Source organism: Kitasatospora sp. NPDC004669 (assembly GCF_040609455.1).
Taxonomy (GTDB): Bacteria; Actinomycetota; Actinomycetes; order Streptomycetales; family Streptomycetaceae; genus Kitasatospora.
In genome coordinates, this window is the sequence record NZ_JBEXKB010000014.1 from 1 (window position 1) to 25416 (window position 25416).

The following is a 25416-nucleotide window of genomic DNA, read 5'->3' on the forward strand; positions in this document are numbered from 1 at the left end:
GGGCCCCCCCCCCGCCCCCCGGCGGGGCCCGGGGCCGCGCGGCGGGGGGCGGGGGCCGGGGGGGGGGGGGGGGGGGCGCGGGCCCCCCCCCCCCCCGCGCCAGGAGGGGCCGATCAGCGGAGCTGGAAGGACCACTCCTGCTTCCAGCCGTCCTTGCAGGTCCACACACCGAGCTGCTTGAAGTCGGCGTCGTGGGCGAGGCAGTTGTCGTCGTCGATCTGGACCCGGTACTTACCGTCGCCGAGGCTGACGAACTGCCACTTCTGGTTGGGGGTGTCGCCCCACGCCTGCTGCTCGGCGACGTAGGTGTCGGGGTTCTCGGTGAGGTTGTACCCGAGGTCGTTGACGATCCGGTAGCGGTCCCCGCCCAGCGGCTTGATCGTCCAGGTGGACCCCTTGTAGCCCAGGATCCCGCCCACGATCGGCGAGCCCCAGGTGGCGGTCTCGTTGGGTGCCGTCGCGCCCAGCCCGTTGGACAGCTTCAGGAACAGCGGCCGCTCGGTCGGGACGCTGGCACCGCCACCACCACCGCCACCGCCACCGCCACCGGTCGTCGGGGGCTTCGGCTTCGTCGGCGTGGTCGGGTCGGTCGGCGTGATCACACCGCCGGAGGCACCCTCCAGCACCCACTCCTGCTGCCAGCCCGACTTGCACGTCCACACGCCGAGCTGCTTGAAGTCGGCGTCGTGGGCGAGGCAGTCGTCCTCGGAGATCCGGATCTGGTACTTGCCGTTGCCGACCGGGACGAGCTGCCACTTCTGCTGGGAGGAGTTGCTCCACGGCTGGAGCTCGGCCATGTAGTTGCTGTTCTCGGTGAGTTCCAGCCCGTACGAGCTGGTGATCCGGTAACGACCGCCACCCACCGGGGTGAGCTTCCACTTGGACTCGTTGCCACCCCGGATCCCGGCGACGACCGACGCGCCGGCGGAACCGTTGACCGGGACGGCGCCCAGCCCGTCGTCGAGCTTGAGGGTCACGTCGGCGCCGTTGCTACCGCCGCCACCGCCGGGCGTGGTCGGGTTGGTGGTCGGCGGGGTGCCGCCCCAGGCCCAGTTCTGGTTGGGCGCGTCCCGCTTGTCCTCGGAGCCACAGCCCCAGGCCACCACCGGGCTGCCGTTGGCGGTCTGGCCGCTGAAGTCGTCGATGCAGACGTCCTTGGACCGGTCCTCCTGGTCCACCAGGTGCCGGAAACCGCCGCTGGCCGACATGTTCCAGCGCTGCCCGGGGTTGTCCAGGCAGTCCCAGACCTGGAGCTTGGTCCCGTTCGCGGTGTTGTTGGCCGGCAGGTCCAGGCACTTGCCGTTGGCCGCCTGGAGCCGGTACCCGTTGTAGGTCCACTGCTGCGCGTCGCCGCCGTTGCACTCCCACATCTGCACGGGGGTGCCGTTCGCGGTGCCGTTGCCGCTGACGTCCAGGCAGGCGTGGTAGCCGGGGCGACTGGAGTCGGGGGTCAGGCTGCCGGTCCTGGTGCCGTAGCCGGACCGCCCCGGGAAGTGGATGGTGCGCACGTCACCGTCGCACTTGTAGGGCCGCGCGGTGCCCGACCGGCAGGTCCACGAATCCTTCTTGACGCTGTCGCCGTCGTTGCCGACGAACGCCCAGTTCATGAAGCCGCCGTCGGTCCGGTTGCGGAAGGTCGAGTCCCCCTGGAACACCCAGATCCGGAACACGTCGTAGCCGGACGGCTCCTTCTTCTCCTTGTCCATGAAATGGTTGAGCTTGTAGGTGGTGTCGAGCAGCACCCCCTTCATGTCGGCCTTGTACTCACCCTTGAACCATTCGGTGTCGTACAGGTCGGTGCCCACCGTCTTGTACACCATGACGTTGAACCCCGGGAACTTCTGGCTCAACTTCGTCGCGGTGCTCTGGGTGAACTCCGCGTTGTCCAGCTTGTTGCTGTTCGCGGCAGCGCGCATGCCCCTGATCATGTCGAAGGCCGAACTGATCAGCGCGGTCATGCAGTTGCCGCCACCCGGCGAGGCCGGGGTTCCGCAGGTCGTGTCCACGGGAGGTGCCGCCGACGCCGTCGGGGCCTGAACGACCAGGCCGCCGAGCATGGCGACTGCGGCGACCCCGCAGGCCAGGGCGCGTTTCAGGCGGGACAGGGGTTCCACGTCAAAACCATCCTTCTTCTCGGTAAAGATGGATGTTAGGGCCCGAAATCCCGCCACAGCGCGACCGTTGACGATATCCATATGGCCGGGACGAAACGGGCCCGACGCTTTTCCGTGCACCACCCGGAAAGCGCCTCGCGGTTATCACGAATTGATATCCCCTGAGGCGGGCCCGGCAGGCGCGGGGAGGGCGATTTCGAACCATACGGTTTTGCCGATGTAGCCCTCCCCGCGCGGGTGGGCGCCCCAGGAGGTGGCGAGGGCGGCAACGAGTTCGAGGCCCCGGCCGGACTCGTCGTCGGGGGCCGCGTGGCGGGCGACGGGGAGAGCGGGGCTCGCGTCGGAGACCTCGACGCGGAGGAGGGAGAGAGTGGGGAGGAGGAGGCGGACACCGATCAGGCGGTCGCGCGGGGCACAGGCGTGGTGGCAGGCGTTGGTGACGAGCTCGCTGAGGAGGAGCATGGCGGCCTCGGTGCACTCGTCGTGGATCTGCCAGTCGAAGGCCTGCCGGAGGAGACGGATGCGGGCACGGCCGGGTGTGCGGGGGTGGCGGGGGAGCATCCACTCGATGGCATCGACGGGCCGAGTGATCATCAGAGTCCTTGGGGGTGTTGACTTTCAGGCGTCACTCACAAGGGGCTGAGTTCGGCCATTTCACCCTTCAAGAGCCGGAAGCCAGGCATACCCTCAGTAGTCACACCGTTGGTACAGCGTGAGAGTCGACCGCTGGACGACCAGGGACGATGAGGGGGTTCGGGATGACCACGCCGAAGCAGAACCCGATGGCCTGGAAGTACTGCGGCGATCAGATCAAGCGGTGGCGGGAGCAAGCCGGGGTCACGCGCGAGGAGTTGTGCAAGGCGTCGAGCTACGACTACGAGAGCGTGCGGTCGATGGAGGCGGGGAGGCGGAAGCCGTCGCTCCAACTTCTCACGGTCGCAGATGAACTGTGCGAGGCAAGGGGGATGCTGCTCGGGGCGGTGGACTACTTGAAGCCCGAGAAGTTCCCGTCCTACTCGCAGGGCTACACAGATGCCGAGGTTGAGGCCATTGCGATCCACTCGTACGAAGCCCTGCTCATCCCCGGCCTACTCCAGACCGAGGAATACGCCCGAGAGCAGATCAGCCACTCGTACCCACCGCTGGATGACGAGACTGTCGAGGCTCGCGTGGCCAGTCGAATGCAGCGACAGGAGAAGCTGCGCCGCTCACCTACGGTGATGTTCGGATTCGTCATCTATGAGGCCGCATTCCGCGCACTCGTTGGCGACACCAGCATCATGAAGCGACAGCTTGAGCAGCTGCTTGACATTGGCAAGCTTCGAAATGTCACCATCCAGGTGCTGCCAGCCAACCGCGTGGCCCATGTCGCACTGGAGGGACCGATGGTAGTCCTTGAGACGCCCGAGCACGAGCTACTCGGATACGTGGAAGGACAGTACGCGGGGATCCTGTCTGCCGACCTCTCGCAGGTGAGCATCCTCGTACAACGCCATGGCATGATCCGCTCGCAGGCCCTCAGCATTGAGGAGTCGGCAGCGTTCATCAGAGCATTGGCGGAGGAACTATGAAGTGGTTCAAGTCCAGCTACAGCGATTCGCAGGGCGGCAACTGCATCGAAGTGGCCCCCTGCCTCTCCGCCGTCCACGTCCGCGACTCCAAGGACAAGGCCGGCCCGACCCTCGCCTTCTCCCCCGGCGCCTGGTCCGCCTTCGTCGCCTTCGCGGCCGAAGCTCAAGTCGCCAAGCCCGAGTGACCCCTTAGTGGAACGGGTGGGTAACCACCTTCCAACCACCCCAGTGCGCAGCAGATATGACTTATCGTCATGACTACGCCACAGTCGGTTCCTCCGTGTAGCGTGCGCACTAACGAAACAACCCCCGTCGGTGCTACCAACACCGAACGGGGGTCTGACCATCACGATCGAAGAGGACTCGATCCAGTGGCTACCCACGACTCTACCCCCATGGCCTCCCCCGGATACGGCAAGCAGACCGCCCCGGGGGAACTCCCTCCGGCTGCCGACGACTTCGCGCACCTCCCGGTCCGCGAGGCGTACCTCGCCAGCCTGATCAACCACCTCCCCGACGGCGCCGCGATGGACGTCAAGACCCTCGCCGTCTACCAGCCCCTCTTCGGGCAGATGGCCGTCCGTACGGCCCTCAACAACCTCTCCACCGCAGGTCACCTGCGTCGCGTCCGCGAGCGCGTGAACGCCGACCGGCCCCAGTGGGTGTTCCGCACCTACTTCTCCCGCACGCCCCGCAGCGACGCCTGGTGGAACCACTTCCTCGCCACCGGGGAGGCGCCAGGGGCGTCGGAGGCGTCAACGGATTCGACACCCGATCCCCCGGAGGAGCGAAGGGCCACCCCGCCCTCCTCCGCCTACGCCGCCCTCGCCGGCCTCGGCATCGCGGACACCCGCCTGGCCCTCTCCGCCGCCGACTGCGAGGCCCTCGAACCGCTCGCCGCCGAGTGGCTGGCCCGGGGCACCACCCCCGCCCTCTTCACGGCGGCTCTCACGGCGGGCCTGCCGACCCCGGTCCACAGCCCGGCGGCCTTCACCCGCCGCCGCCTGCTCGACAAGATGCCACCGGAACGCCCCACAGCCTCGCCCGTCACCCGCATCGCCGAGTGCACCGATTGCCGCACCCCCTGCCGCCCGCACGCCCTCCTCGGCGGCCTCTGCCGCACCTGCCGCGGCACCCCCAAGGCCCTACCGCCGCACCAACGCCTCTCCCCCGCCGCCGTTCGCGCACATGCTGCGCGCGCCCGCCAAGCGGTGATCACATCATCGCGATCATGAATATTCACAGGTTGCGGCGTTAACCTATGCAAAATCTAAAGGTGAAGTAGGTTACAAACCTTGCAATCCAAGACGCCTGGTTTGCCCATATGCTGAGATCCGTGCGATAGTCAAGGCATTGAACTTCGGCGGGCCCGACCTGGCACTGCCGACGCCCATCGCGCGGCACGCACCCCCTTGGCCGGCGCGATGACCTGCAGGGGCCCCCATCCGCCGGAACACGGCGAGCCCGGGGGCCCTGCGTGTATCCGGGGCCGAATCCGTCCGCTCGGTACCGTCCGCTCAGTGCCGCTCGCTCAGTGCCGCTCACGCACCCGCAGCTCGAACCAGACGCCCTTGCCGCGCGGCAGCAGGTCCGCACCCCACCGGTCCGCGAGGTCGTCGACGATCTTCAGCCCGCGGCCGCGCTCGTTCACCGGCTTGGCCTCGGCGAGGATCATGCAGGGCAGCGCGCGGGAGGAGTCGCGGACCTCGACCCGCAGCCACCCGGGCTTGCGGCTGACATGGAGTCCGATGGTGCGCCCGGCGGCGTGCCGCACCGCGTTGGAGACCAGCTCACTGGTGAGCAACTCCCCGGCCTCCAGGAGCCGGTGGAGGTCCCAGGACTCCAGGACGTCCAACACCAGCTTGCGGGCCACCGGGCCCGACTCCGGCCGGGAGGGCAACCGCACCTCGTTCGGCGCGGACTGATCGCACAGCCTGCCGGAATACATCGTCTGCAACTCCTCGGAGCTGAGCCGCTCCAGCGCCGAGAGCGCGCTCCGCACGTCCATCCACGACGACTCCGCGACCGCGCCGGCCCCGGGAACCGATGACTGATCTGTTTCGCCCCAACCCGCCATGCGGTCCATCATTGCGGAACGCAAGCGGCCGCGTACGGACAATGAGCAAACGATCTCCCCGGAGTTGGCATATGCCCGGGGCAGGAAAAGGGTCAACCCGGGCCTGCACTCGTCAAGCCCGGGTTGACCTCAAGACGCCGCTACCTGCCGGTTACCACTGGCTCCACGGCACGGTCCAGCCGCTCAGCCCGTTCGACGGGTCGAGCGTCTCCTTCTTGGTGGAGTTCTTCACGATCACCACGTCCCCGACGATCGAGCTGTCGTAGAACTTGCCCATCGAGGTGCCGTCCCCGCCGCCCTTGACGTCCTTGAGGCCCACGCAGCCGTGGCTGACGTTGTCCTCGCCGAAGGCGTCGCTCCAGTAGTTGCCGTGCACGTACGTCCCGCTGGTGGTCAGCCGCATCGAGTGCGGCACCTGCAGGTCGTACGGCGAGCCGGTCATGCCGGGCAGGGTGGTGGACTGCATCCGCACCGTGCCCTCCTTGGACATGACCACCATCGTCCCGTTCCAGGTGGGGTGTTCCTCCGAGCCGGAGGTGATGTCGATGTTGCTCGACTGCCCGTCCCGGACCACCGTCATCTTGTGCGTCGCGGCGTCAACCGTCGAGACCTGGGATCGCCCGATCGTGAAGGGCTCGTCCCGGTCGCTGCCGTACACCCCGGGGGCGATCTCCACGTTCTTCAGCCGGTAGTGCACGGTCACCTTGGTGCCCGGCTTCCAGTAGTTCTCCGGGCGGAAGTCCAGCCGGCGGTCGTCGAACCAGTGGCCCTTGACCGCGGTGCCGTCGCTGGTCTCGAAGGTGATCCCCTTCGCGACCGCGTCCTTGTTCTTGACGTCCTTGCTGAAGTCCACCGAGACGATCATGCCGACGCCGTAGGTGGCGTTGTCGTCCACGTTGTCGGCGGCCTTGGCCAGCGCCTCCGGGGTCAGCGTGGTGAAGCTGCTGTCCGCCGTGGCGACCACGCCGTTGGCGTCCGCGGCCATCGCGCTGACCTGGTAGGCGGTGCCCACCGAGAGACCGGTGGACGGGGTCCAGCTGGCACCGTCCGCGGCGATCGTGCCGGGGACCTCCTCGCCGGTCTTGTCGCTCACCTTGACGGTGGTGAGCTTGCCGCCGGCCGCTCCGATCTTGAGGGCACCCGGAGCCACGTCCACCGCGCCGGTCTTCGGCTCGATGCTCACCGTGGCCGCCGACACCTTCGGCGCCGAACTGGCCGTCGCGGCGCCGGGCTTGGAGGCGGCCGCACCGGCCCCCAGGTCGGCCTTCGCCGCGCTCCCGCCCCCGTCACCGCCGCCACAGGCCGCGGTCAGCGCCATCGCCCCGCCGACCAGACCGACGGCCACCACCCTGCGTATCGACCTCAACGTCGATTCCTCCCTCAGAACTCCCCGTGGCCCCCGACGCACCCGACCGACCGGAGGACCCGACCGCTACACGCGCCCGGCCATCGGAAAGGTTGCGCCATTCGAGGGGCTTCTTGCCCCGAAAACCGGGCGGCCCGACCCCAACGGGTGAGGTTCGGGCCGCTCGGCGATAAACCTGCCGGGCCTACCAGTTGGCCCAGGAGATGTTCCAGCCGCCCATCCCGTTGGAGGGCGCGACGGTCTTCTCCTTGGTGTTCACGATCTTCACGACGTCGCCGACCATCGAGTCGTTGAAGAACTTGCCCGCGACCGAGCTGTCACTGCCACCCTTCTCGTCCGCCATCGAGATGCAGCCGTGACTCTTGTTGACCTTGCCGAAGGGGGCGGGGTCGGCCCAGTAGTTGCCGTGCACGAAGGTGCCGGAGGAGGTCAGCCGCATCGCGTGCGGGACGTCCTTGATGTCGTACTCGCCGCCGAGGCCGACGGTGTGCGAGTCCATGTGGGTGACCTTGTCCTTTTCCATGATCACCATCGTCCCGCCCCAGGACGGCGTCGCGTCCGCGCCCGCGGTGATCGGCACGGTGGTGCTCTTGCCGTCCCGCTCGATGGTCATCTGGTGCGACTTGGCGTCCGCGGTGGAGATCTGTGAGCGGCCGATGGTGAACGGCTCGTCCTTGTCCACGTCCCCGTAGACGCCCGGCGCGATCTCGACGCTCTTCAGCCGGTACTTGAGGGTCACCTTGGTGCCCGGCTTCCAGTAGTTCTCCGGGCGGAAGTCCAGCCGGTTGTCGCCGAACCAGTGGCCCTTGACCGTGGTGCCGTCGCTGGCCTCGAAGGAGATGCCCTTGAGGACGGCGTCCTTGTTCTTGACGTTCTTGCTGAAGTTCACCGAGACGATCATGCCGACGCCGTAGGTGGCGCCGTCGCTGATGTTGTCGTTGGTGGAGACCTTCTTCTCCGGCGTGAGCGTGGTGAACGAGGTGGTCGACGCGGACACCAGCCCGGCGTCGTCCTTGGCCTGCGCGTTCACCTTGTACGCCATGCCGACCGCGAGCCCTGTCGAGGGCTTCCAGCCGGTGCCGTCCGGGGTGATCGCGCCCTCGACCGGCTTGCCGTTCTTGTCGGTCACCTCGACCGTGGTGAGCTTGCCCTTGGAGACGGACACCTGCAGCGCGTTCGGCGCGGCGTCCTGGGCGCCGTCCTTCGGCTCGACCGCGACCACGGCCGCCGAGGCCTTCGGCGCGGCCGCGTTGCCTCCCGGGGCGGCCGTCCCGTTCGCGTCCGCCGACGCCGTCGCGGCGGCGTCGCCCGACGTACCGCCCTTGTCGTCGTTGCACGCCGCGGTGAGCAGCAGCACTCCACCCATGACCAACGCCATCGCACCCCTGCGCCCGTAGCGGTTGCTGGTGCGTATCGCGGCGCCGGCCGCCTTACCCGTCTTCACGGATTCTCCCCTCCCGGTGTCCACTCTCTTGACGCGTTGAGTGCCCCCATGAGTTGCACCGGGCGCCGATCTTTCGCGCCGCTACTCGCCCACCCGCCTCCGGGGCGCTCGGACCCGGCGGCTCGGAGCGACCCCGACGCGCCGGAGCAGGATAACTGGGCCGTCCGATTGACATCCTCCCCGCCCTAATGGATGGGGATTCCTCCCGCGCCTGCGGCACGGGCACCCGTGGTCCGCTGGTCGCCGAGGTGGGTTCCCCGTTCGACGGGCCGTGCCTGGCGTGGGATCGCCACGCCAGGACTTGCCGGCCCTCCAGGGGCGTTTAGCCTGTCCGCCTGCCCGGCGGCCAGGATGTTGCGAGCAGCATTGAGGTCACGGTCATGCAGCACACCGCACGCACCGCAGGCCCACTCGCGGACCGCGAGCGGCTTGGGGCCGTCACGGTGCCCGCACTCCGAACACAGCTGGGAGGACGGGTACGCGCGGTGCACGATGCCGATGGTGCGCCCGTACCGAGCGGCCTTCTCTTCGAGGAGACGCCGGAAGGTGGACCATCCGGCGTCGTGGACGGACTTGGCCAGGCGGCCCCGGGCGAGGCCGCACACGTTCAGGTCCTCCAGGTACACCGCTTGGGTTTCACGGATGATCCTGGTGGTCTGCTTGTGCAGCCAGTCCATGCGGGTGTCGGCCACCTTGGCGTGCGCCTTGGCGACCTTGATGCGGGCCTTGGCCCGGTTCTTCGACCCCTTGGCCTTGCGGGACAGCTCCCGCTGCGCGGCCTTCAGCTTCTTCTCCGCCTTGCGCAGGAAGCGCGGGTTGTCGATCACTGTGCCGTCGGAGAGGACGGCGTAGGTGGTCAGCCCGAGGTCGATGCCGACCTCGGCATCGACCTCGGGCAGGTGGCCCGGTTCCACATCCACGACGAAACTGGCGCTGTAACGCCCGGAGGGGTCCAGCACGACCGTCACGGACGACGGGTCAGCGGGCAGTGCCCGCGACCACTTCACCCGCACATCCCCGATCCTCGCCAGGTTCAGCTTCCCGTTGGACCGGATGCGGAACCCGTTGCGGGTAAAGCGCAGCGACTGCCGGGTGTCACGCTTCGACTTGAACCGGGGCAGCCCAACCGGCCGACCGGCGCGCTTGCCGGACACCGAGTCGAAGAAGTTCCGGTAAGCCGTGTCCAGGTCCCGAAGGGACTGGATCAGCGGGTCCACCCCGACCGAGGCGAGCCAAGCCCGCTCGGCGGTCTTCTTCGCCGCCGTGATCACGACCTTCTGCAAGTCTGCGCTCTTGGGGTAGGGCTGGCCGCCCTTGCGGGCTTCCTTCCGCGCCGCGAGAGCGTCGTTGTACACCACCCGCGCGCACCCGAACGTCCGGGCCAGCAAGGCACGCTGACCCGCCGTCGGGTAGATGCGATAGGAGTACCTCAGGTGCACCCGATCAACCTACCGACAGGCACTGACAACGGCCCACGTCAGAACCTCCGAAGATCACTCCGCCGCTTCGCCGCTCCGCGCCAAGACCCCTCCCCCACCCTCCGGGCGGGGGACCCCCATCTCCCCGGCCTGAAGGCCGAGACATCCTGGGAGAAAACGGGTGAAGACGGCGAGCGGTCAGCGCAGGGCGCTCCCGGCCACCCACTGGTCCCACGGCACGTTCCAGTCGCCCAGCCCGTTCGACGGCGGCACGAAGTCCCCGGCCGAGGCCTTCACCTCCAGCACGTCCCCCGGGAGGGTGTGCTCGAACAGCCAGCCCGCCGGGGTGTCCTTGCTCGTGCCGCCCTTGGTGTCGGCCAGGCCGATGCAGCCGTGGCTGGTGTTGGCGGTGCCGAACACCCCCGGGTCGGCCCAGTAGTTGCCGTGCAGGAAGGTGCCGGAGGTGGTCAGCCGCATCGCGTGCGGGACGTCCTTGATGTCGTACTCGTCGCCCATCCCGACGGTCTGCGAGTTCATCCGGGTCAGCTTGTACTTCTCCGACACCACCATCACCCCCCGGTAGGTGGAGTGGTCGGGGCTGCCGCCGGACACCTTGAGCACCCGCACCACCTTGCCGCCCTGCCCGGCCCGGACGGTCAGGGTGTGCGCGTCCAGGTCGACGGTGGAGACCTGCGCCCGGCCGACGGTGAAGTGCAGGTCCCGACTCTGGGTGCCGAACTCGCCCGGCGCGCCCTGCACGTCCCTGAGCCGCAGCGCCACGGTGACCTTGGTGCCGGCCGCCCAGTACCGCTGCGGGCGGACGTCGAGGCGCTGGTTGCCGAACCAGTGCGCGGCCACCGGCACCGGCGGGTCGGCGGTGACCTGGACGGCCTTCTCCACCGCGGCCCGGTCGGTGATCGGGCGGCTGAAACGCAGCGAGACCGGCATCCCCACGCCGACCGTGGAGCCGTCCTCCGGGGTGAAGAAGGCGACGAAGGTGTGCGCCCGGGCGGCGGTCGAGAACGCCGAGTGCTGGGCCGCCCGCTGTCCCTGGTCGTCCTCGGCGACCGAGTCCAGGGTGAAGGCGGTGCCGAGCGGCAGCGGGCCGTCCGGCGCCCAGGCGGCGCCGTCCGGGCTGATGGTGCCGGGCAGCTCGACGCCCTTGGCGTCGGCCAGCCGGACCGAGACCAGCCGCCCCTGGGTGGCGTTCACCCGCACCGGGCCCTCCGGCGGCACGTCCTGGGCGCCGTCCGCGGGCAGCGCGGTGAGCACCGTCCGGGACGGCGGCGGGGGCGGGGTGTACGACGCGCCGGGCGCGGCCCGGTCCTGCGCCGGGGCGGCCGGGGAACCACCGCCGCGGCACCCCGTGAGCACCGCGAGGCACCAGCCCGCCACCACCGCGCGCCGCGCCCACAACCGAACTCGGCGCCGCATCACGGGGCCTCCCACTACTCGAGTCCGACGCCTGGAGCGTCCGACGCCGGGAACAACGAGGGCGAACCCGGCGGGGACACGCACAGCGGCACGGAATCGGGCCCGCTCCCCCGCCCACCCCGCACGCGACCCCCCGCCCGCCATCCGCCGGTAAGCCCCCGTTCAGCGGCTTCCTCCCCCCTCAATCCGGGAAAGAGAAGGTGAACGGGGTCCGGGACACCCCGTCCAGGGAGGGTGCGGCCATGGCGTCAGGGCAGGAGCTGGAAGCCGGGGTACGGCCGAACGGCGGTCCGGACACCGCCGAGCCACCGTGGCCCGGCAGCTGGCAGCCGCTCGGCGCCCGCTTCCGCACCGACCGAAGCGGCGGCCAGGGCACCAACTTCGCGCTCTGGGCGGGCGGCGCCGAAGCCGTCGACCTGTGCCTGTTCGACGAGGACGGCCGGGAGAACCGGCACCGCCTCACCGAGCAGGACTTCCAGATCTGGCACGGCTTCCTCCCCGGCGTACGCCCCGGCGCCCGCTACGGCTTCCGGGTGCACGGCCGCTGGGACCCGTGGACCGGCGCCCGCTGGAACCCGGCGAAGCTGCTGCTCGACCCGTACGCCCGTGCCGTCGACGGCTGTTACACCTCCCACGACGCCGCCTGCTCCGCCGTCCGCAACTGGCCGGAGGCCGACGTCGCCGACACCGTCCGGGACAACCGCGACTCCGCCCCCTACGTGCCCCGATCCGTGGTCGTCCACGATGACGACGACTGGCACGACGACCACCGTCCGAAGACCCCCTGGGCCGAGACGGTGCTCTACGAACTCCACGTCCGCGGCTTCACCATGCGCCACCCCGACATCCCGCCCCACCTGCGCGGCACCTACGCCGGCCTGGCCCACCCCGCCGCCGTCGCCCACCTCACCCGCCTCGGCGTCACCGCCGTCGAACTGCTGCCGGTGCACCAGTACGCCAGCGAGGACCACCTGCAGGCCCGCGGCCTGGTCAACTACTGGGGCTACAACACGATCGGCTACTTCGCCCCGCACGCCGGCTACTCCGCCTCCGGCTCCCGCGGCGGCCAGGTCGGCGAGTTCAAGCGGATGGTCCGCGCCCTGCACGCCGCCGGGATCGAGGTGATCCTCGACGTGGTGTTCAACCACACCGCCGAGGGCGCCGAACTCGGCCCGGCGCTCTCGCTGCGCGGCATCGACAACGCCGCCTACTACCGCCTCGCCCCGCACCGCCCGCGCGGCTACGCCGACTACACCGGCTGCGGCAACACCCTGGACACCCGCCGCCCGCAGGTGATCCGGCTGATCACCGACTCGCTGCGCTACTGGGTCACCGAGATGGGCGTGGACGGCTTCCGCTTCGACCTCGCCGCCGCCCTGGCCCGGGGCACGGACGGGGTCGACATGGAGCACCCCTTCCTCGCCGCCGTCGCCCAGGACCCCCTCCTCAGCCGGGTGAAGCTGATCGCCGAGCCCTGGGACGTCGGCCCGGGCGGCTACCAGGTCGGCGGTTTCCCCCCGCTGTGGGCCGAATGGAACGACAAGTACCGCGACACCGTACGGGACTTCTGGCGCGGCGCCCGCCCCGACGTACGCGAACTCGGCTACCGGCTCTCCGGCTCCTCCGACCTCTACCAGCGCGGCGGCCGCCGCCCGTACGCCTCCGTCAACTACGTGACCGCGCACGACGGTTTCACCCTACGGGACCTCGTCTCCTACGACCGCAAGCACAACGACGCCAACGGCGAGGCCAACCGGGACGGCACCGACGACAACCGCTCCTGGAACCACGGCGCCGAGGGCGAGACCACCGACCCCGAGGTCAACGCCCTGCGGCTGCGCCAACTGCGCAACCTGACGGCCACGTTGCTGCTCTCGACGGGCGTCCCGATGATCACCGCCGGGGACGAGCTGGGCCGCACCCAGGGCGGCAACAACAACGCCTACTGCCAGGACGGCGAGGTCAGTTGGCTCGACTGGTCACTGCTGGAGCAGCCCGGCTGGCGGGAGCTGTGCGAGCTGACCGCCCGGCTGATCCGCCTGCGCCGCGCCCACCCGGTGCTGCGCCGGCGGGCGTTCTTCTCCGGCCGGGCCAGCACCCCCGGCGGCCAGCCGGACCTCGCCTGGTTCACCCCGCTCGGTAAGGAGATGACCGAGGCGGACTGGTTCGCCCCCACCGCCTGCCTCGGCATGCTGCTCTCCGGCAGCGCGATGTCCGAACGGGACGAGACCGGGCGGCCGTCGTGGGACGACAGCTTCCTGCTGCTGCTCAACGCGGGCCGTGAACCGGTGGTGTTCACCCTGCCCGGCGAGCCCTGGGCGGCACCGGAGGCCGCGTACGAGACGGTGGTCGACACGGCCGCCGCAGGCACGGGCGAGCCGCACCCGCGGGGCGCGGTGATGCTCGGCGGGCGCTCGCTCCAACTGCTGCGCGCGCCCACCCACGGAGATCCGGATCAGCCGACGGCATGACCGGCCCCGCCCTGCTCCCCGCCCGCGTCCCGCCCATCCGGGTGGCCGATTCTCGCCGGACACCGCCGACAGGAGCGAAAACCGGATGAGAAGTGACGGGCTCTCTGCTTACCCTCACCGCGATGACCGAGAACCGACAAGACGATGACGTCGTGACCGGGAGCCACCGCTCCACGGTCCGCTCCCTGCTGCGCCTGTGGCCCTACGCCCGGGCCGTGCGCGGCCGGCTCGCCGTCTCGGTGTCGGCCGCCTCGCTCGCCATGCTCAGCACCCTCGCCGTCCCGGTGGTGCTCGGCCGGATCATCGACGGCCCGCTCGCCGAGCGCGACCTCGCCGGTCTCTGGCCGCCGGTCGGCCTGCTGCTGCTCCTCGGCATGGTCGAGGCCGCGCTGTTCTACACCCGCCGGGTGGTCCTCTCCCGCCCGCTGGGCCGGCTGGAGGCCGCCATGCGTGCCGACCTCTACGCCAAGCTCCAGCGGCTGCCGGTCTCCTTCCACGACCGCTGGGGCTCCGGCCAGATGCTCTCCCGGGCCACCACCGACATGAACGCCATGCGGCTCTTCCTGGCCTTCCCCCTGGTGTTCCTGGTCGTCAACTCGGTGACCTTCCTGGCCGGCACCGTGGTGATGTTCACCCAGGACTGGCGGCTCGCCCTGATCGTCCTGCTACCCGCCGCGCCGCTGTTCGTCCTCACCCGGCGCTTCGAGTCCCGCTACTCCGGCGCCGCCCGGCGCGCCCAGGACCAGAACGGCGACCTCGCCACCGTGGTCGAGGAGTCCATCCTCGGCATCCGCATCCTCAAGGCCTTCGGCCGCCACCGCTCGATGGCCGAACACTTCCGCGAACAGTCCCACCGGCTGCGCCGCACCGAACTGCGCAAGGCCCATCTGCTCGCCAACCTGTGGGCGGTGATCGTCGGCCTGCCGGAGCTCGCCCTCGGCTGCGCCCTGGCCGTCGGCGCCTACCTGGTCGCCCACGACGAGCTGAGCGCCGGCACCTTGGTCGCCTTCCTCTCCACCGCGCTCGCGCTGCGCTGGCCGGTCGAGTCGCTCGGCTGGCTGCTCGCCTACGCCAACGAGGCCGCCACCGCCACCGACCGCTTCTTCGAGGTCATGGACGAACCCGAGACCGAGGACCCGGGCACCGCCACCGAGCTCGGCGCTTCGGACGGCATCCGCTTCACCGGCGTCCGCTTCCGCTACCCCGACGCCCCCGTCGACAGCCCCGACCTGCTGGCCGGCATCGACCTGCACATCCGCAGCGGCGAGACGATGGCCCTGGTCGGCGCCACCGGCAGCGGCAAGACCACGCTCACCGCACTGCTTCCCCGGCTGTACGAGGCCACCGCCGGCCGCATCACCCTGGACGGCCGGGACATCCGCGAGCTGCCCCGGGAGAAGCTGCGCGAACTGGTCGCGGTGGCCTTCGAGGAGCCCACCCTGTTCTCCGCCACCGTCCGGGAGAACGTCCTGATGGGCGCCCCCGGCGCGGACGAGCGGCAGCTGCGCTCCGCCCTCACCACCGCCCAGGCCGGCTTCGTCGACAAGCTCCCGGCCGGGATGGAGACCGAGGTCGGTGAGCAGGGCCTGAGCCTGTCCGGCGGCCAGCGCCAGCGCCTCGCACTGGCCCGCGCGGTGGTCGGCGAGCCGGCCTTCCTCGTCCTGGACGACCCGCTCTCCGCCCTCGACGTGCACACCGAGGCGCTGGTCGAACGGGCGCTGCGCGAGGTGCTCGGCTCCACCACCGCCCTGGTGGTCGCCCACCGCCCCAGCACCGTGCTGCTCGCCGATCGGGTCGCGGTGCTCGCGGACGGCCGGATCGAGGCCGTCGGCACCCACCAGGAGCTGCTGCGCGACTGTCCGCACTACCGCGAACTGATGTCGGGCGGGGCCGCCCTCGTGCCGGACGGCCCCTTCGCCTCGGACGGCCTCTTCACCTCGGACAGGGGGCGCACCCGATGACCACCACTGCCAAGCCCGCCCAGGCCGAACCGGTCGAGCCGGTCGAGGAGGAGCTGCCCCCGCCCCCGGGCGACGAGGAGGACATCCCCGTCCCGCCCGGCGCGCCGAGGGCACTGCTGCGCTCGCTGCTCGGCCCGCACCGGGCCCGGATCGCCGCCGCGATGGTGGTGATCCTGGTCCAGCAGGCCGCGCTGCAGTCCGGCCCGCTGCTGGTCGCCGTGGCGATGGACCGCGGCATCCCGGCCCTGCGCGAACACGACTCCGGCCCGCTGGTCGCGGTGGTCGCCGGCTACCTCTTCTGCGCGCTGCTCAGCCCGCTGCTGCAGTGGGCGTTCATCAAGATCAGCGCCCGGATCAACCAGGACATCCTGCTGGAACTGCGCGGCCGGATCTTCCGGCACGCCCAGCGGCTCAGCCTGGACTTCCACGAGCGCTACACCTCGGGCCGGATCATCTCCCGCGCCACCAGCGACATCGACGCGCTGCGCGAGCTGCTCTCCGAGGGCCTCCAGGAGCTGCTGACCGTCTTCCTGTCGGTCTGCTACATCTCGGTGCTGCTGGTGGTGCTGGACTGGCGGCTCGGCCTGGCCTCGCTGCTCTCCATCCTGCCGCTGGCCCTGATCGCCCACTCCTTCCGCACCCGCTCCCGCCGGGTCTACCGCCGCTCGCGGACCGCCGCCGCCTCGATGATCGTGCGCTTCACCGAGACCATGAACGGCATCCGCCCGGTGCAGGCCTTCCGCCGCGAGAAGAGCAACGACGCCGCCTTCGCCGTGGTCAACTCGCAGTCCTCCACCGCCAACGCGGAGGGATTCCTGGAACTCGCCCGCTACGTCGGCCTCTCCCGCGCCACCGCCAACCTCTGGACCACCGGCGTCGTCCTGCTCGGCGCCTACCTGGTGGTGGACGACGCGCTGGAGCTGGGCGTGCTCACCGCCTTCGTGCTCTACCTGCGCCGCCTGTTCGACCCGATCGACCAGCTGGCAATGTTCCTGAACAGCTACCAGGCCGCCGCCGCGGCGCTGGAGAAGATCGCCGGCCTGCTGGCCCACGAGCCGACCGTCGCCGAGCCCGCCGAGCCCGTGGAGCTGCCGCAGGCCGTCGACAAGGGCCGCGAGGTCTCCTTCGAGCGGACCCGCTTCGCCTACCGCACCGGCAAGGAGGTGCTGCCGCCCTTCGACCTGCTGATCCCGGCCGGGCAGACGGTCGCGGTGGTCGGCGCGACCGGCGCGGGCAAGTCGACGGTCGCCAAGCTGCTGGCCCGCTTCTACGACCCGTCCGACGGCCGGATCCGGCTGGACGGGGTGGACCTGCGCGACCTCGCCACCCCCGAACTGCGGCGCGGGGTGGTGATGGTGACCCAGGAGTCCTTCCTGTTCTCCGGCACCGTCGCGGAGAACATCGCGATCGGCCGCCCCGGCGCCACCCGGGCCGAGGTCGAGCAGGCCGCCCGCGACATCGGCGCCCACGAGTTCATCACCGCGCTCCCGGACGGCTTCGACACCGATGTGCGCAAGCGCGGCGGCCGGATCTCGGCCGGCCAGCGCCAGCTGGTCGCCTTCGCCCGTGCCCTGCTGGCCGACCCGGCCGTGCTGATCCTGGACGAGGCCACCAGCTCCCTGGACGTCCCGGGCGAGCAGGCCGTCCAGCGGGCGATGCGCACCGTGCTGGCCGGCCGGACGGCGGTGATCATCGCGCACCGGCTCTCCACCGTGGAGATCGCCGACCGCGTCCTGGTGATGGACCAGGGCAGGATCGTCGAGGACGGCTCACCGCAGGAACTGATCGACGGCTCCGGCCGCTTCGCCGCCCTCCATCAGGCCTGGCGGGACAGCCTGGTCTAGTGCGTGTCGCCGGGCCCACGAATGTGCCCGGCCGGGTGCGCCGTCACGCACCCGGCCGGGCCGCCACCCCTTGGGGGCGCGGCCGGGCCGCCGTCCCTCGGCAGCCTCAGCGGACGGTGTCGGCACCCGCAGGTGTCAGCGCAGCAGCCCCGCGTCCATCCCCGCCGACTCCGCCGGGAGGGCGACCAGCCCCAGCTCGGCCGGGGAGGCCAGCCGGGGGTGCGCGGGCAGCACCCGGACGGTGTAGCCGAACGGGCCGGTGCGGCAGAGCTCCAGCGAGCCCTCGTAGCGGGTGCGGCCGTCCAGGTCCGGACCGCCGACCGGTTTGAGGGCGAGCACCGAGGCGTCCGAGATGCCGTCACTCTCGTCCACCCGGCCGGAGAACACCTGCACCTCGACGTCGCCCGGCTCCAGCGACCCGAGCGCGACCTGCACCCGCAGCGCCAGCGAACTGCCCAGCTCCTGCGCCTCGGCCGAGCAGTCGGCCTCGACGTGCTCGACCCGCACGGCCGGCCAGCCCTCCCGGACCTTCGCCTTCCAGAGCGCCAGCTCATGGGCGGCCGTGACTCGCCCGCTCGCCTCCGGGCGCTCGGACCCGGCGCCGACGCCTCCTTCGGCCCGGGGCGGGAGCTCCACCCTCAGCTCCCGCTCGGCCAGCGCCGCCGGGGCGTACAGCCGCTCCACGTACTCGCGCACCATCCGCCCGGCCAGCACCTTGGGACCGAGGGTGACCAGGGTGTGCCGGACCATGGCGATCCAGCGGTGCGGCAGCCCGTCCGTGCCACGGTCGTAGAACCGGCCGGCGACCTGCTCCTCGATCAGGTCGTACAGCGCGGCGGCCTCGATGTCGTCGCGCCGCTCGGCCTCGCCGCTCTCCGGGTCGAGCACGCCGCTTCCCTCATCGGCGGTGGGGATCGCCCAGCCGTTCTGGCCGTCGTACCACTCGTCCCACCAGCCGTCCAGGACGGACAGGTTGAGGCAGCCGTTGAGCGCGGCCTTCATCCCGGAGGTGCCGCAGGCCTCCAGCGGGCGCAGCGGGTTGTTCAGCCAGACGTCGCAGCCCGGGTAGAGGTGCCGGGCCATCGCCATGTCGTAGTCCGGCAGGAAGACGATCCGGTGCCGCACCGCCGGGTCGTCGGCGAAGGCGACCATCTGCTGGATCAGCCGCTTGCCGCCGTCGTCGGCCGGGTGGGCCTTGCCGGCGACCACGATCTGCACCGGCCGGGTGGGGTGCAGCAGCAGGGCGCGCAGCCGGTCCGGGTCGCGCAGCATCAGGGTGAGCCGCTTGTACGAGGGCACCCGGCGGGCGAAGCCGATGGTGAGCACGTCGGGGTCGAGCACCGAGGAGACCCAGCCGAGCTCGGCCTCGCCGGCCCCGCGCTGACGCCACGAGGCACGCAGCCGGCGCCGGGCCTCGTCCACCAGCTGGGCCCGCAGGCTGCGGCGCAGGTCCCAGATCTCGGTGTTGCCGATCCGCTCCAGGCCGGTCCAGCGCTGGGTCTCGCCGGTGGTCATCGCCTCCTCGGCGCAGTCGACACCGATCTCGGCGGCGCCGAGGCGGACCACCGCCGGGTCGATCCAGGTGGCGGCGTGCACGCCGTTGGTGACCGAGGTGATCGGCACCTCGGCTGGGTCGAAGCCGGGCCAGAGGCCGTTGAACATCGAGCGGCTGACCTCACCGTGCAGGGTGGAGACCCCGTTGGCGCGCTGGGCGAGCCGCAGGCCCATGGCGGCCATGTTGAACAGCTTCGGGTCCCCGCCGCGCCAGGTCTCGGCGCCGAGCCCGAGCACCGACTCGACCGGGACGCCGGGCAGCGCCGCGTCGCCGCCGAAGTGACGGGCGACCAGCTCGCGGTCGAAGCGGTCGATGCCGGCCGGGACGGGGGTGTGGGTGGTGAACAGGGTGCCGGCCCGGACGGACTCCAGGGCGGCGGCGAAGTCCAGGCCGGCGGTGTCGGTTTCGGCCGGGCCGGCGGCGACCAGTTCGCGGATGCGTTCGACGCCGAGGAAGCCGGCGTGGCCCTCGTTGGTGTGGAAGACCTCGGGGGCGGGGTGGCCGGTGAGCCGGCAGTAGGCGCGCACGGCCCGGACGCCGCCGATGCCGAGCAGCATCTCCTGGAGCAGTCGGTGCTCGCTTCCGCCGCCGTAGAGCCGGTCGGTGACGTCCCGTTCGGCGGGTGAGTTGGCCTCGATGTCGGAGTCGAGCAGCAGCAGCGGGACCCGCCCGACCTGGGCCTTCCAGATGTGGGCGGCCAGGGTGCGGCCGCCGGGCAGGGCGAGGTCGATCCGGCTGGGGGTGCCGTCGGCCTCCCGGAGCAGGCTGACCGCGAGTTCGTCCGGGTCCAGCAGCGGGTAGCGCTCCTGCTGCCAGCCGTCCCGGTTGAGGGACTGGCGGAAGTAGCCGTGCCGGTAGAACAGCCCGACGCCGATGATCGGCACGCCGAGGTCGCTGGCCGCCTTGAGGTGGTCGCCGGCCAGGATGCCGAGGCCGCCGGAGTACTGGGGCAGCGTGGCGGCGATGCCGTACTCGGGCGAGAAGTAGGCGATCGCGGCGGGTGGCGGGGTGGCGTCGGCCTCCAGCCGGGTCTGGTACCAGCGCGGCCCGATGAGGTACTCGCGCAGGTCGTCGGCGAGGTCGCCGAGTCTGCGCAGGAACCGCCGGTCGGCGGCGAGCGCGGCGAGCCTGGCGGCCGGGACCTCCCCGAGCAGTCGCACCGGGTCCTCGCCGGTCGCGGCCCAGACCTCCGGGTCCACGGACCGGAAGAGGTCCCTGGTCTCGGGGTGCCAGGACCAGCGCAGGTTGAGGGCCAGCTCGTGCAACGGCTGGAGTTGTTCGGGCAGGACGGTGCGGACGGTGAATCTGCGGATTGCCTTCACAGGCGTGAAGCGTAGCCTTCGGGATCGCCCTGTCAGTGGGTCAAGTGAGCTATTGGGCATCCGTTCGGCCTATTGATGAGATCGCATTCGGCGCACTGGTCTGCACAGGGGGCGCGCGAGGCGCACATTCCGGGGCGTCGCGCCACCAATACGTGAACTCTGTGGAACAGATCCATTTCCGGTGGCTCATCCACTCCGGACAAAGCCCGAAACTACTGTCGTACCGCTGCGAAAACCTCGTCCCCGATGCGAGGATGACCGAAGGTCGTCGGTGCTGCGGGGACGCCTCCCGTCGCCGTGAAGCAGCATGTCCGAATCCTTTTCGCGTTGATCGTTCCCCTTCTTCCTTAACCCGTTCGGCGCTCACCGCGCGATGACGCGTGTCCTCGCCCCCGGTCGGCTCGTTCACGGGTGGACCGGGCCGCCAGGAGCGTGCCCCTGGCGGCGTGCGCCGGGACGCGCACGGGCTCCGGGGTGTCCCGCCACCGGCGCGGCGGGCGCCGGGCAGGTTGCCGGGGACAGCGGCGCGGGCAGGATTCCGGTCGCACGTCCTCCCCACCCAGCAGTCCTCCCGGCACTCCCCTGGCCCGACCCCCCGGCCCGCGGGAGCTGCCGCCGATCTCGGGCAGGAGTTTGGCATGCACGGCGACACGCGGGACCAGTCCACACCGGTGGCCGAAACCCTCGACGCAGCGGTCGCGGAATCCACCGGACGGATGGATTCTGACACTCGGACAGACCCGGCGATGCCGTCGCCCAGGGTGTCCGTGGCGGTCGGTACCGAATCCTCCGAAGCCACAGCACAGCCCTCCGCAGCGGCCCGACAACCCGGGGCCGAGGAGGGCCGGACCGCGGCCCCGCGCAGGCGCACCACCACCACGCGCCGCACCGCCGCCACCGCGACGGCCACCACCCGCCGGGCCGCCGACCCCGAGGCCGCCGCCTCCACCGCTCCCGCCGCGAAGGCCGCTGCCCGCAAGGGCGGCGCGAAGAGCGGCACCACCAAGAGCAGCACCGCCAAGACCGCCACCAAGCCCTCCGCCCGCAAGACGACAGAGAGCGACACCGTGATCGGCCGCATCCCCGTCCTGGACGTCAGCCCCCTCATCGACGCCGGCCGCCGCCCGGCCAAGGCCGTCGTCGGCGAGACCTTCCCGGTGACCGCGACCGTCTTCCGGGAGGGCCACGACGTCGTCAACGCCAACGTGGTGCTGCGCGACCCGCGCGGCCGCAGCGGGCCGTGGACGCCGATGCGCGAGCTCGCCGAGGGCACCGACCGCTGGGGCGCGTACGTCACCCCGACCGCGCCCGGCCGCTGGTCGTACCTGGTGGAGGCGTGGAGCGACCCGATCGCCACCTGGCGCAAGGCCGCCTCGATCAAGCTGCCGGCCGGGATCGACACCGCGCTGGTGCTGGAGGAGGGCGCCCGGCTGCTGGAGCAGGCCGCCGCCGGTGTGCCGAAGAAGGACGGCCGGGCGCACGTGCTGGCCGCCGCCGACGCGCTGCGCGACCCGGGGCTGCCGCCGCTGTCCCGGCTGGCCGCCGCGCTCGCCCCCGAGGTACTGGAACTGCTGGCCCGCCACCCGCTGCGCGAGCTGCTCAGCGCCTCCCGTCCGCTGCCGCTGCAGGTGGACCGGGAGCGCGCGCTGTTCGGCTCCTGGTACGAGTTCTTCCCCCGTTCGGAGGGCGCGGTGGTGGACCCGAACGGGGTCGAGCCACCGCGTTCGGGCACCCTGCGCAGCGCCGCCGAGCGGCTGCCGGCGGTGGCCGCGATGGACTTCGACGTGGTCTACCTGCCGCCGGTCCACCCGATCGGACGAGCCTTCCGCAAGGGCCCGGACAACACTCTGACGGCCGGTCCGCACGACGTCGGCTCGCCCTGGGCGATCGGCTCCCCCGAGGGCGGCCACGACGCGGTCCACCCGGACCTCGGCACCATCGAGGACTTCGACCACTTCGTCGCCGAGGCCCGGGCGCTGAACCTGGAGGTGGCGCTGGACTTCGCCCTCCAGTGCTCCCCCGACCACCCGTGGGTGAACAAGCACCCGGAATGGTTCAGCCACCGCGCGGACGGCACCATCGCGTACGCCGAGAACCCGCCGAAGAAGTACCAGGACATCTATCCGATCAACTTCGATCAGGACATGGATGGAATCGTCAAGGAAACCATCCGGATCCTCCAGTTCTGGATGTCCCACGGCGTCAGGATCTTCCGGGTCGACAACCCCCACACCAAGCCGGTGATGTTCTGGGAGAAGGTGCTCGGCGAGATCGCCCGCACCGACCCGGATGTCGTGTTCCTGGCGGAGGCGTTCACCCGCCCGGCGATGATGCACACCCTCGCGAAGATCGGTTTCCACCAGTCGTACACGTACTTCACCTGGCGCAACACCAAGACCGAACTCACCGAGTACCTCACCGAACTCACCGGTGACGCGGCGGCCCACATGCGCCCCAACTTCTTCGCCAACACCCCGGACATCCTGCACTCCTTCCTGCAGCACGGCGGCCGCGCCGCCTTCGCGCTCCGCGCCGTGCTCGCCGCCACCCTCTCCCCCAGCTACGGCGTCTACGCCGGCTACGAGCTGGTCGAGAACGAGCCGGCCCACCCGGGCTCCGAGGAGTACCTGCACTCGGAGAAGTACGAGCTGCGCCCGCGCGACTGGAACCGCACCGACACCCTCGCCCCGCTGCTCACCGTGCTGAACCGGCTGCGCCGGCGCCACCCCGCCCTGCAGCAGCTGCGCGACCTGCGCTTCCACCCCACCGACAACGAGCAGGTGCTCGCCTACTCCAAGACCGCGACCACCCCCGAGGGCCTGACCGACCACGTGATCACGGTGGTCAACCTCGACCCGCACCACGTCCAGGAGGCCACCGTCAGCCTCGACGGCGACGGCCCGTACATGGTGCACGACGAGCTCACCGGCGCCGCCTACACCTGGGGCCGGCACAACTACGTCCGGCTCGATCCCTCAGCCGAGCCGGCTCACCTCCTCACGGTTCGGAGGAACCCAGCGTGACAGTGAACGAGCCCGTCCCCGACACCTTCCCCGAGACCTCGAAGAAGAACCTGGACCCCGAGTGGTTCAAGCGTGCGGTCTTCTACGAGGTGCTGGTGCGGTCCTTCCAGGACAGCAACGGCGACGGGATCGGGGACCTCAAGGGGCTCACGGCCAAGCTCGACTACCTCCAGTGGCTCGGCATCGACTGCCTCTGGCTCCCGCCGTTCTTCGCCTCGCCGCTGCGCGACGGCGGGTACGACGTGGCCGACTACAAGTCGGTGCTGCCGGAGTTCGGCGACATCGCCGACTTCATGGAGTTCGTCGACGCCGCGCACGCCCGCGGCATGCGCGTGATCATCGACTTCGTCATGAACCACACCAGCGACCAGCACCCGTGGTTCCAGGCCTCCCGCGAGGACCCGGACGGGCCGTACGGCGACTTCTACATGTGGGCCGACGACGACAAGCAGTACCCGGACGCCCGGATCATCTTCGTCGACACCGAGACCTCCAACTGGACCTACGACCCGGTCCGCAAGCAGTACTACTGGCACCGGTTCTTCTCGCACCAACCGGACCTCAACTACGACAACCCCCGGGTCCAGGACGAGATGATCGCCGGCCTGCGGTTCTGGCTCGACCTCGGCATCGACGGCTTCCGGCTGGACGCGGTGCCGTACCTGTTCGCCCGCGAGGGCACCAACTGCGAGAACCTGCCGGAGACCCACGAGTTCCTCAAGCGGCTCCGCAAGGAGATCGACGCCGACTACCCGGACACCGTGCTCCTCGCCGAGGCCAACCAGTGGCCGGAGGACGTCGTCGACTACTTCGGCGACTTCGCCGGGGGCGGCGACGAGTGCCACATGGCGTTCCACTTCCCGGTGATGCCGAGGATCTTCATGGCGGTGCGCCGGGAGTCCCGCTACCCGGTGTCCGAGATCCTCGCCAAGACCCCGCAGATCCCGGGCGGCTGCCAGTGGGGCATCTTCCTGCGCAACCACGACGAGCTGACCCTGGAGATGGTCACCGACGAGGAGCGCGACTACATGTACGCGGAGTACGCCAAGGACCCCCGGATGCGCGCCAACGTGGGCATCCGCCGCCGGCTCGCCCCGCTGCTGGAGAACGACCGCAACCAGATCGAGCTGTTCACCGCCCTCCTCCTCTCCCTGCCCGGCTCGCCGGTGCTCTACTACGGGGACGAGATCGGCATGGGCGACAACATCTGGCTGGGCGACCGGGACGGCGTGCGCACGCCGATGCAGTGGACCCCGGACCGCAACGCGGGTTTCTCCTCCGCCGACCCGGGCAGGCTCAGTCTGCCGCCCATCATGGACCCGGTGTACGGCTATCAGGTGACCAACGTCGAAGCGCAGCAGAGCAGTTCGAGTTCGCTGCTGCACTGGACGCGTCGCATGATCGAGATCCGCAAGCTCAATCCGGCGTTCGGCCTCGGCACCTACACCGAACTGCCGTCCAGCAACCCCGCCGTGCTGGCCTTCGTGCGCGAGTACGAGGGGGACCTGGTCATGTGCGTGAACAACTTCTCGCGGTTCGCGCAGCCGACCGAGCTGGACCTGCGGCGGTACGGCGGGCGGTACCCGGTCGAGCTGATCGGCGGGGTGCGCTTCCCGTCGATCGGTGAGTGGCCCTACCTGCTCACTCTGGCCGGGCACGGCTTCTACTGGTTCCAGCTCCGGCAGCCCCCGCGCCTGAGCGGGACCAGGCGCTCGAAGTAACGATCCGCCACGCCCCGCCGCACACCGGTCCACACAGCACCACCAGACCCTCCGGGGGCGCGAGTTGAACCCCCGCGCCCCCGGAGTTCTCTGCA

At 70.7% G+C, this 25416-nt stretch carries 16 protein-coding genes; 8 read left to right on the top strand and 8 right to left on the bottom strand.

What is annotated here, in order from left to right:
* Positions 1–113: 113 nt before the first annotated feature.
* Positions 114–2114: a ricin-type beta-trefoil lectin domain protein gene (locus ABZW30_RS14425; protein ID WP_355671412.1), complete on the bottom strand. Its 2001-nt coding sequence runs from the start codon at positions 2112–2114 to the stop codon at positions 114–116.
* A 144-nt stretch (positions 2115–2258) separates the two neighbouring features.
* Entirely contained in the window at positions 2259–2708 is a 450-nt protein-coding gene (locus ABZW30_RS14430; RefSeq protein ID WP_355671413.1) for an ATP-binding protein, read from the bottom strand.
* 164 nt (positions 2709–2872) lie between these two features.
* Between ABZW30_RS14430 and ABZW30_RS14435 the strand changes: the two genes are divergently transcribed.
* The 3 genes from ABZW30_RS14435 to ABZW30_RS14445 all read left to right on the top strand — a co-directional run bounded on the left by ABZW30_RS14435 (position 2873) and on the right by ABZW30_RS14445 (position 4920).
* Positions 2873–3685, top strand: coding sequence for a helix-turn-helix transcriptional regulator (locus ABZW30_RS14435; protein ID WP_355671414.1), 813 nt, complete (start codon positions 2873–2875; stop codon positions 3683–3685).
* On the top strand, positions 3682–3870 hold the full coding sequence (locus ABZW30_RS14440; RefSeq protein ID WP_355671415.1) for a DUF397 domain-containing protein: 189 nt from the start codon (positions 3682–3684) through the stop codon (positions 3868–3870). Before ABZW30_RS14435 ends, ABZW30_RS14440 begins: the two co-directional genes overlap by 4 nt.
* Positions 3871–4080: 210 nt before the next feature.
* Complete coding sequence (locus tag ABZW30_RS14445; RefSeq protein WP_355671416.1) at positions 4081–4920, top strand: hypothetical protein; 840 nt, start codon at positions 4081–4083, stop codon at positions 4918–4920.
* A 296-nt stretch (positions 4921–5216) separates the two neighbouring features.
* Here the strand turns inward: ABZW30_RS14445 and ABZW30_RS14450 are convergent, their stop codons facing one another.
* The 5 genes from ABZW30_RS14450 to ABZW30_RS14470 form a co-directional block, all read right to left on the bottom strand.
* Positions 5217–5693: an ATP-binding protein gene (locus tag ABZW30_RS14450; RefSeq protein WP_355671417.1), complete on the bottom strand. Its 477-nt coding sequence runs from the start codon at positions 5691–5693 to the stop codon at positions 5217–5219.
* A 220-nt stretch (positions 5694–5913) separates the two neighbouring features.
* Positions 5914–7128 carry an Ig-like domain-containing protein gene (locus ABZW30_RS14455; RefSeq protein ID WP_355671418.1) on the bottom strand — a complete coding sequence of 405 codons (1215 nt, stop codon included), beginning with the start codon at positions 7126–7128 and terminating at the stop codon, positions 5914–5916.
* 184 nt (positions 7129–7312) lie between these two features.
* Positions 7313–8572, bottom strand: coding sequence for an Ig-like domain-containing protein (locus ABZW30_RS14460; RefSeq protein ID WP_355671419.1), 1260 nt, complete (start codon positions 8570–8572; stop codon positions 7313–7315).
* Between the two features lie 185 nt (positions 8573–8757).
* On the bottom strand, positions 8758–10011 hold the full coding sequence (locus ABZW30_RS14465) for an RNA-guided endonuclease TnpB family protein (RefSeq protein ID WP_355671420.1): 1254 nt from the start codon (positions 10009–10011) through the stop codon (positions 8758–8760).
* A gap of 177 nt (positions 10012–10188) precedes the next feature.
* A complete protein-coding gene (locus tag ABZW30_RS14470) occupies positions 10189–11424 on the bottom strand; it encodes an Ig-like domain-containing protein (protein ID WP_355671421.1) in 1236 nt (411 codons plus the stop codon).
* A 242-nt stretch (positions 11425–11666) separates the two neighbouring features.
* On the opposite strand from ABZW30_RS14470, the gene glgX reads away from it, so the two are divergent.
* The 3 genes from glgX to ABZW30_RS14485 all read left to right on the top strand — a co-directional run bounded on the left by glgX (position 11667) and on the right by ABZW30_RS14485 (position 17700).
* Entirely contained in the window at positions 11667–13895 is a 2229-nt protein-coding gene (glgX, locus tag ABZW30_RS14475) for a glycogen debranching protein GlgX (protein ID WP_355671422.1), read from the top strand.
* Positions 13896–14017: 122 nt separating this feature from the next.
* Positions 14018–15856 (top strand): ABC transporter ATP-binding protein, encoded by a 1839-nt coding sequence (locus ABZW30_RS14480; protein ID WP_355671423.1) that lies wholly within the window; start codon positions 14018–14020, stop codon positions 15854–15856.
* Positions 15853–17700, top strand: a complete 1848-nt coding sequence (locus ABZW30_RS14485) for an ABC transporter ATP-binding protein (protein ID WP_355671424.1) — start codon at positions 15853–15855, stop codon at positions 17698–17700. Before ABZW30_RS14480 ends, ABZW30_RS14485 begins: the two co-directional genes overlap by 4 nt.
* 135 nt (positions 17701–17835) lie before the next feature.
* Here the strand turns inward: ABZW30_RS14485 and glgP are convergent, their stop codons facing one another.
* Positions 17836–20577, bottom strand: coding sequence for an alpha-glucan family phosphorylase (gene glgP, locus ABZW30_RS14490; protein ID WP_355671425.1), 2742 nt, complete (start codon positions 20575–20577; stop codon positions 17836–17838).
* Between the two features lie 1067 nt (positions 20578–21644).
* Here glgP and ABZW30_RS14495 point away from each other — a divergent pair.
* Positions 21645–23600, top strand: a complete 1956-nt coding sequence (locus ABZW30_RS14495) for an alpha-1,4-glucan--maltose-1-phosphate maltosyltransferase (RefSeq protein WP_355671527.1) — start codon at positions 21645–21647, stop codon at positions 23598–23600.
* Positions 23597–25321, top strand: coding sequence for a maltose alpha-D-glucosyltransferase (gene treS / locus ABZW30_RS14500; RefSeq protein WP_355671426.1), 1725 nt, complete (start codon positions 23597–23599; stop codon positions 25319–25321). Before ABZW30_RS14495 ends, treS begins: the two co-directional genes overlap by 4 nt.
* Positions 25322–25416 lie beyond the last annotated feature (95 nt).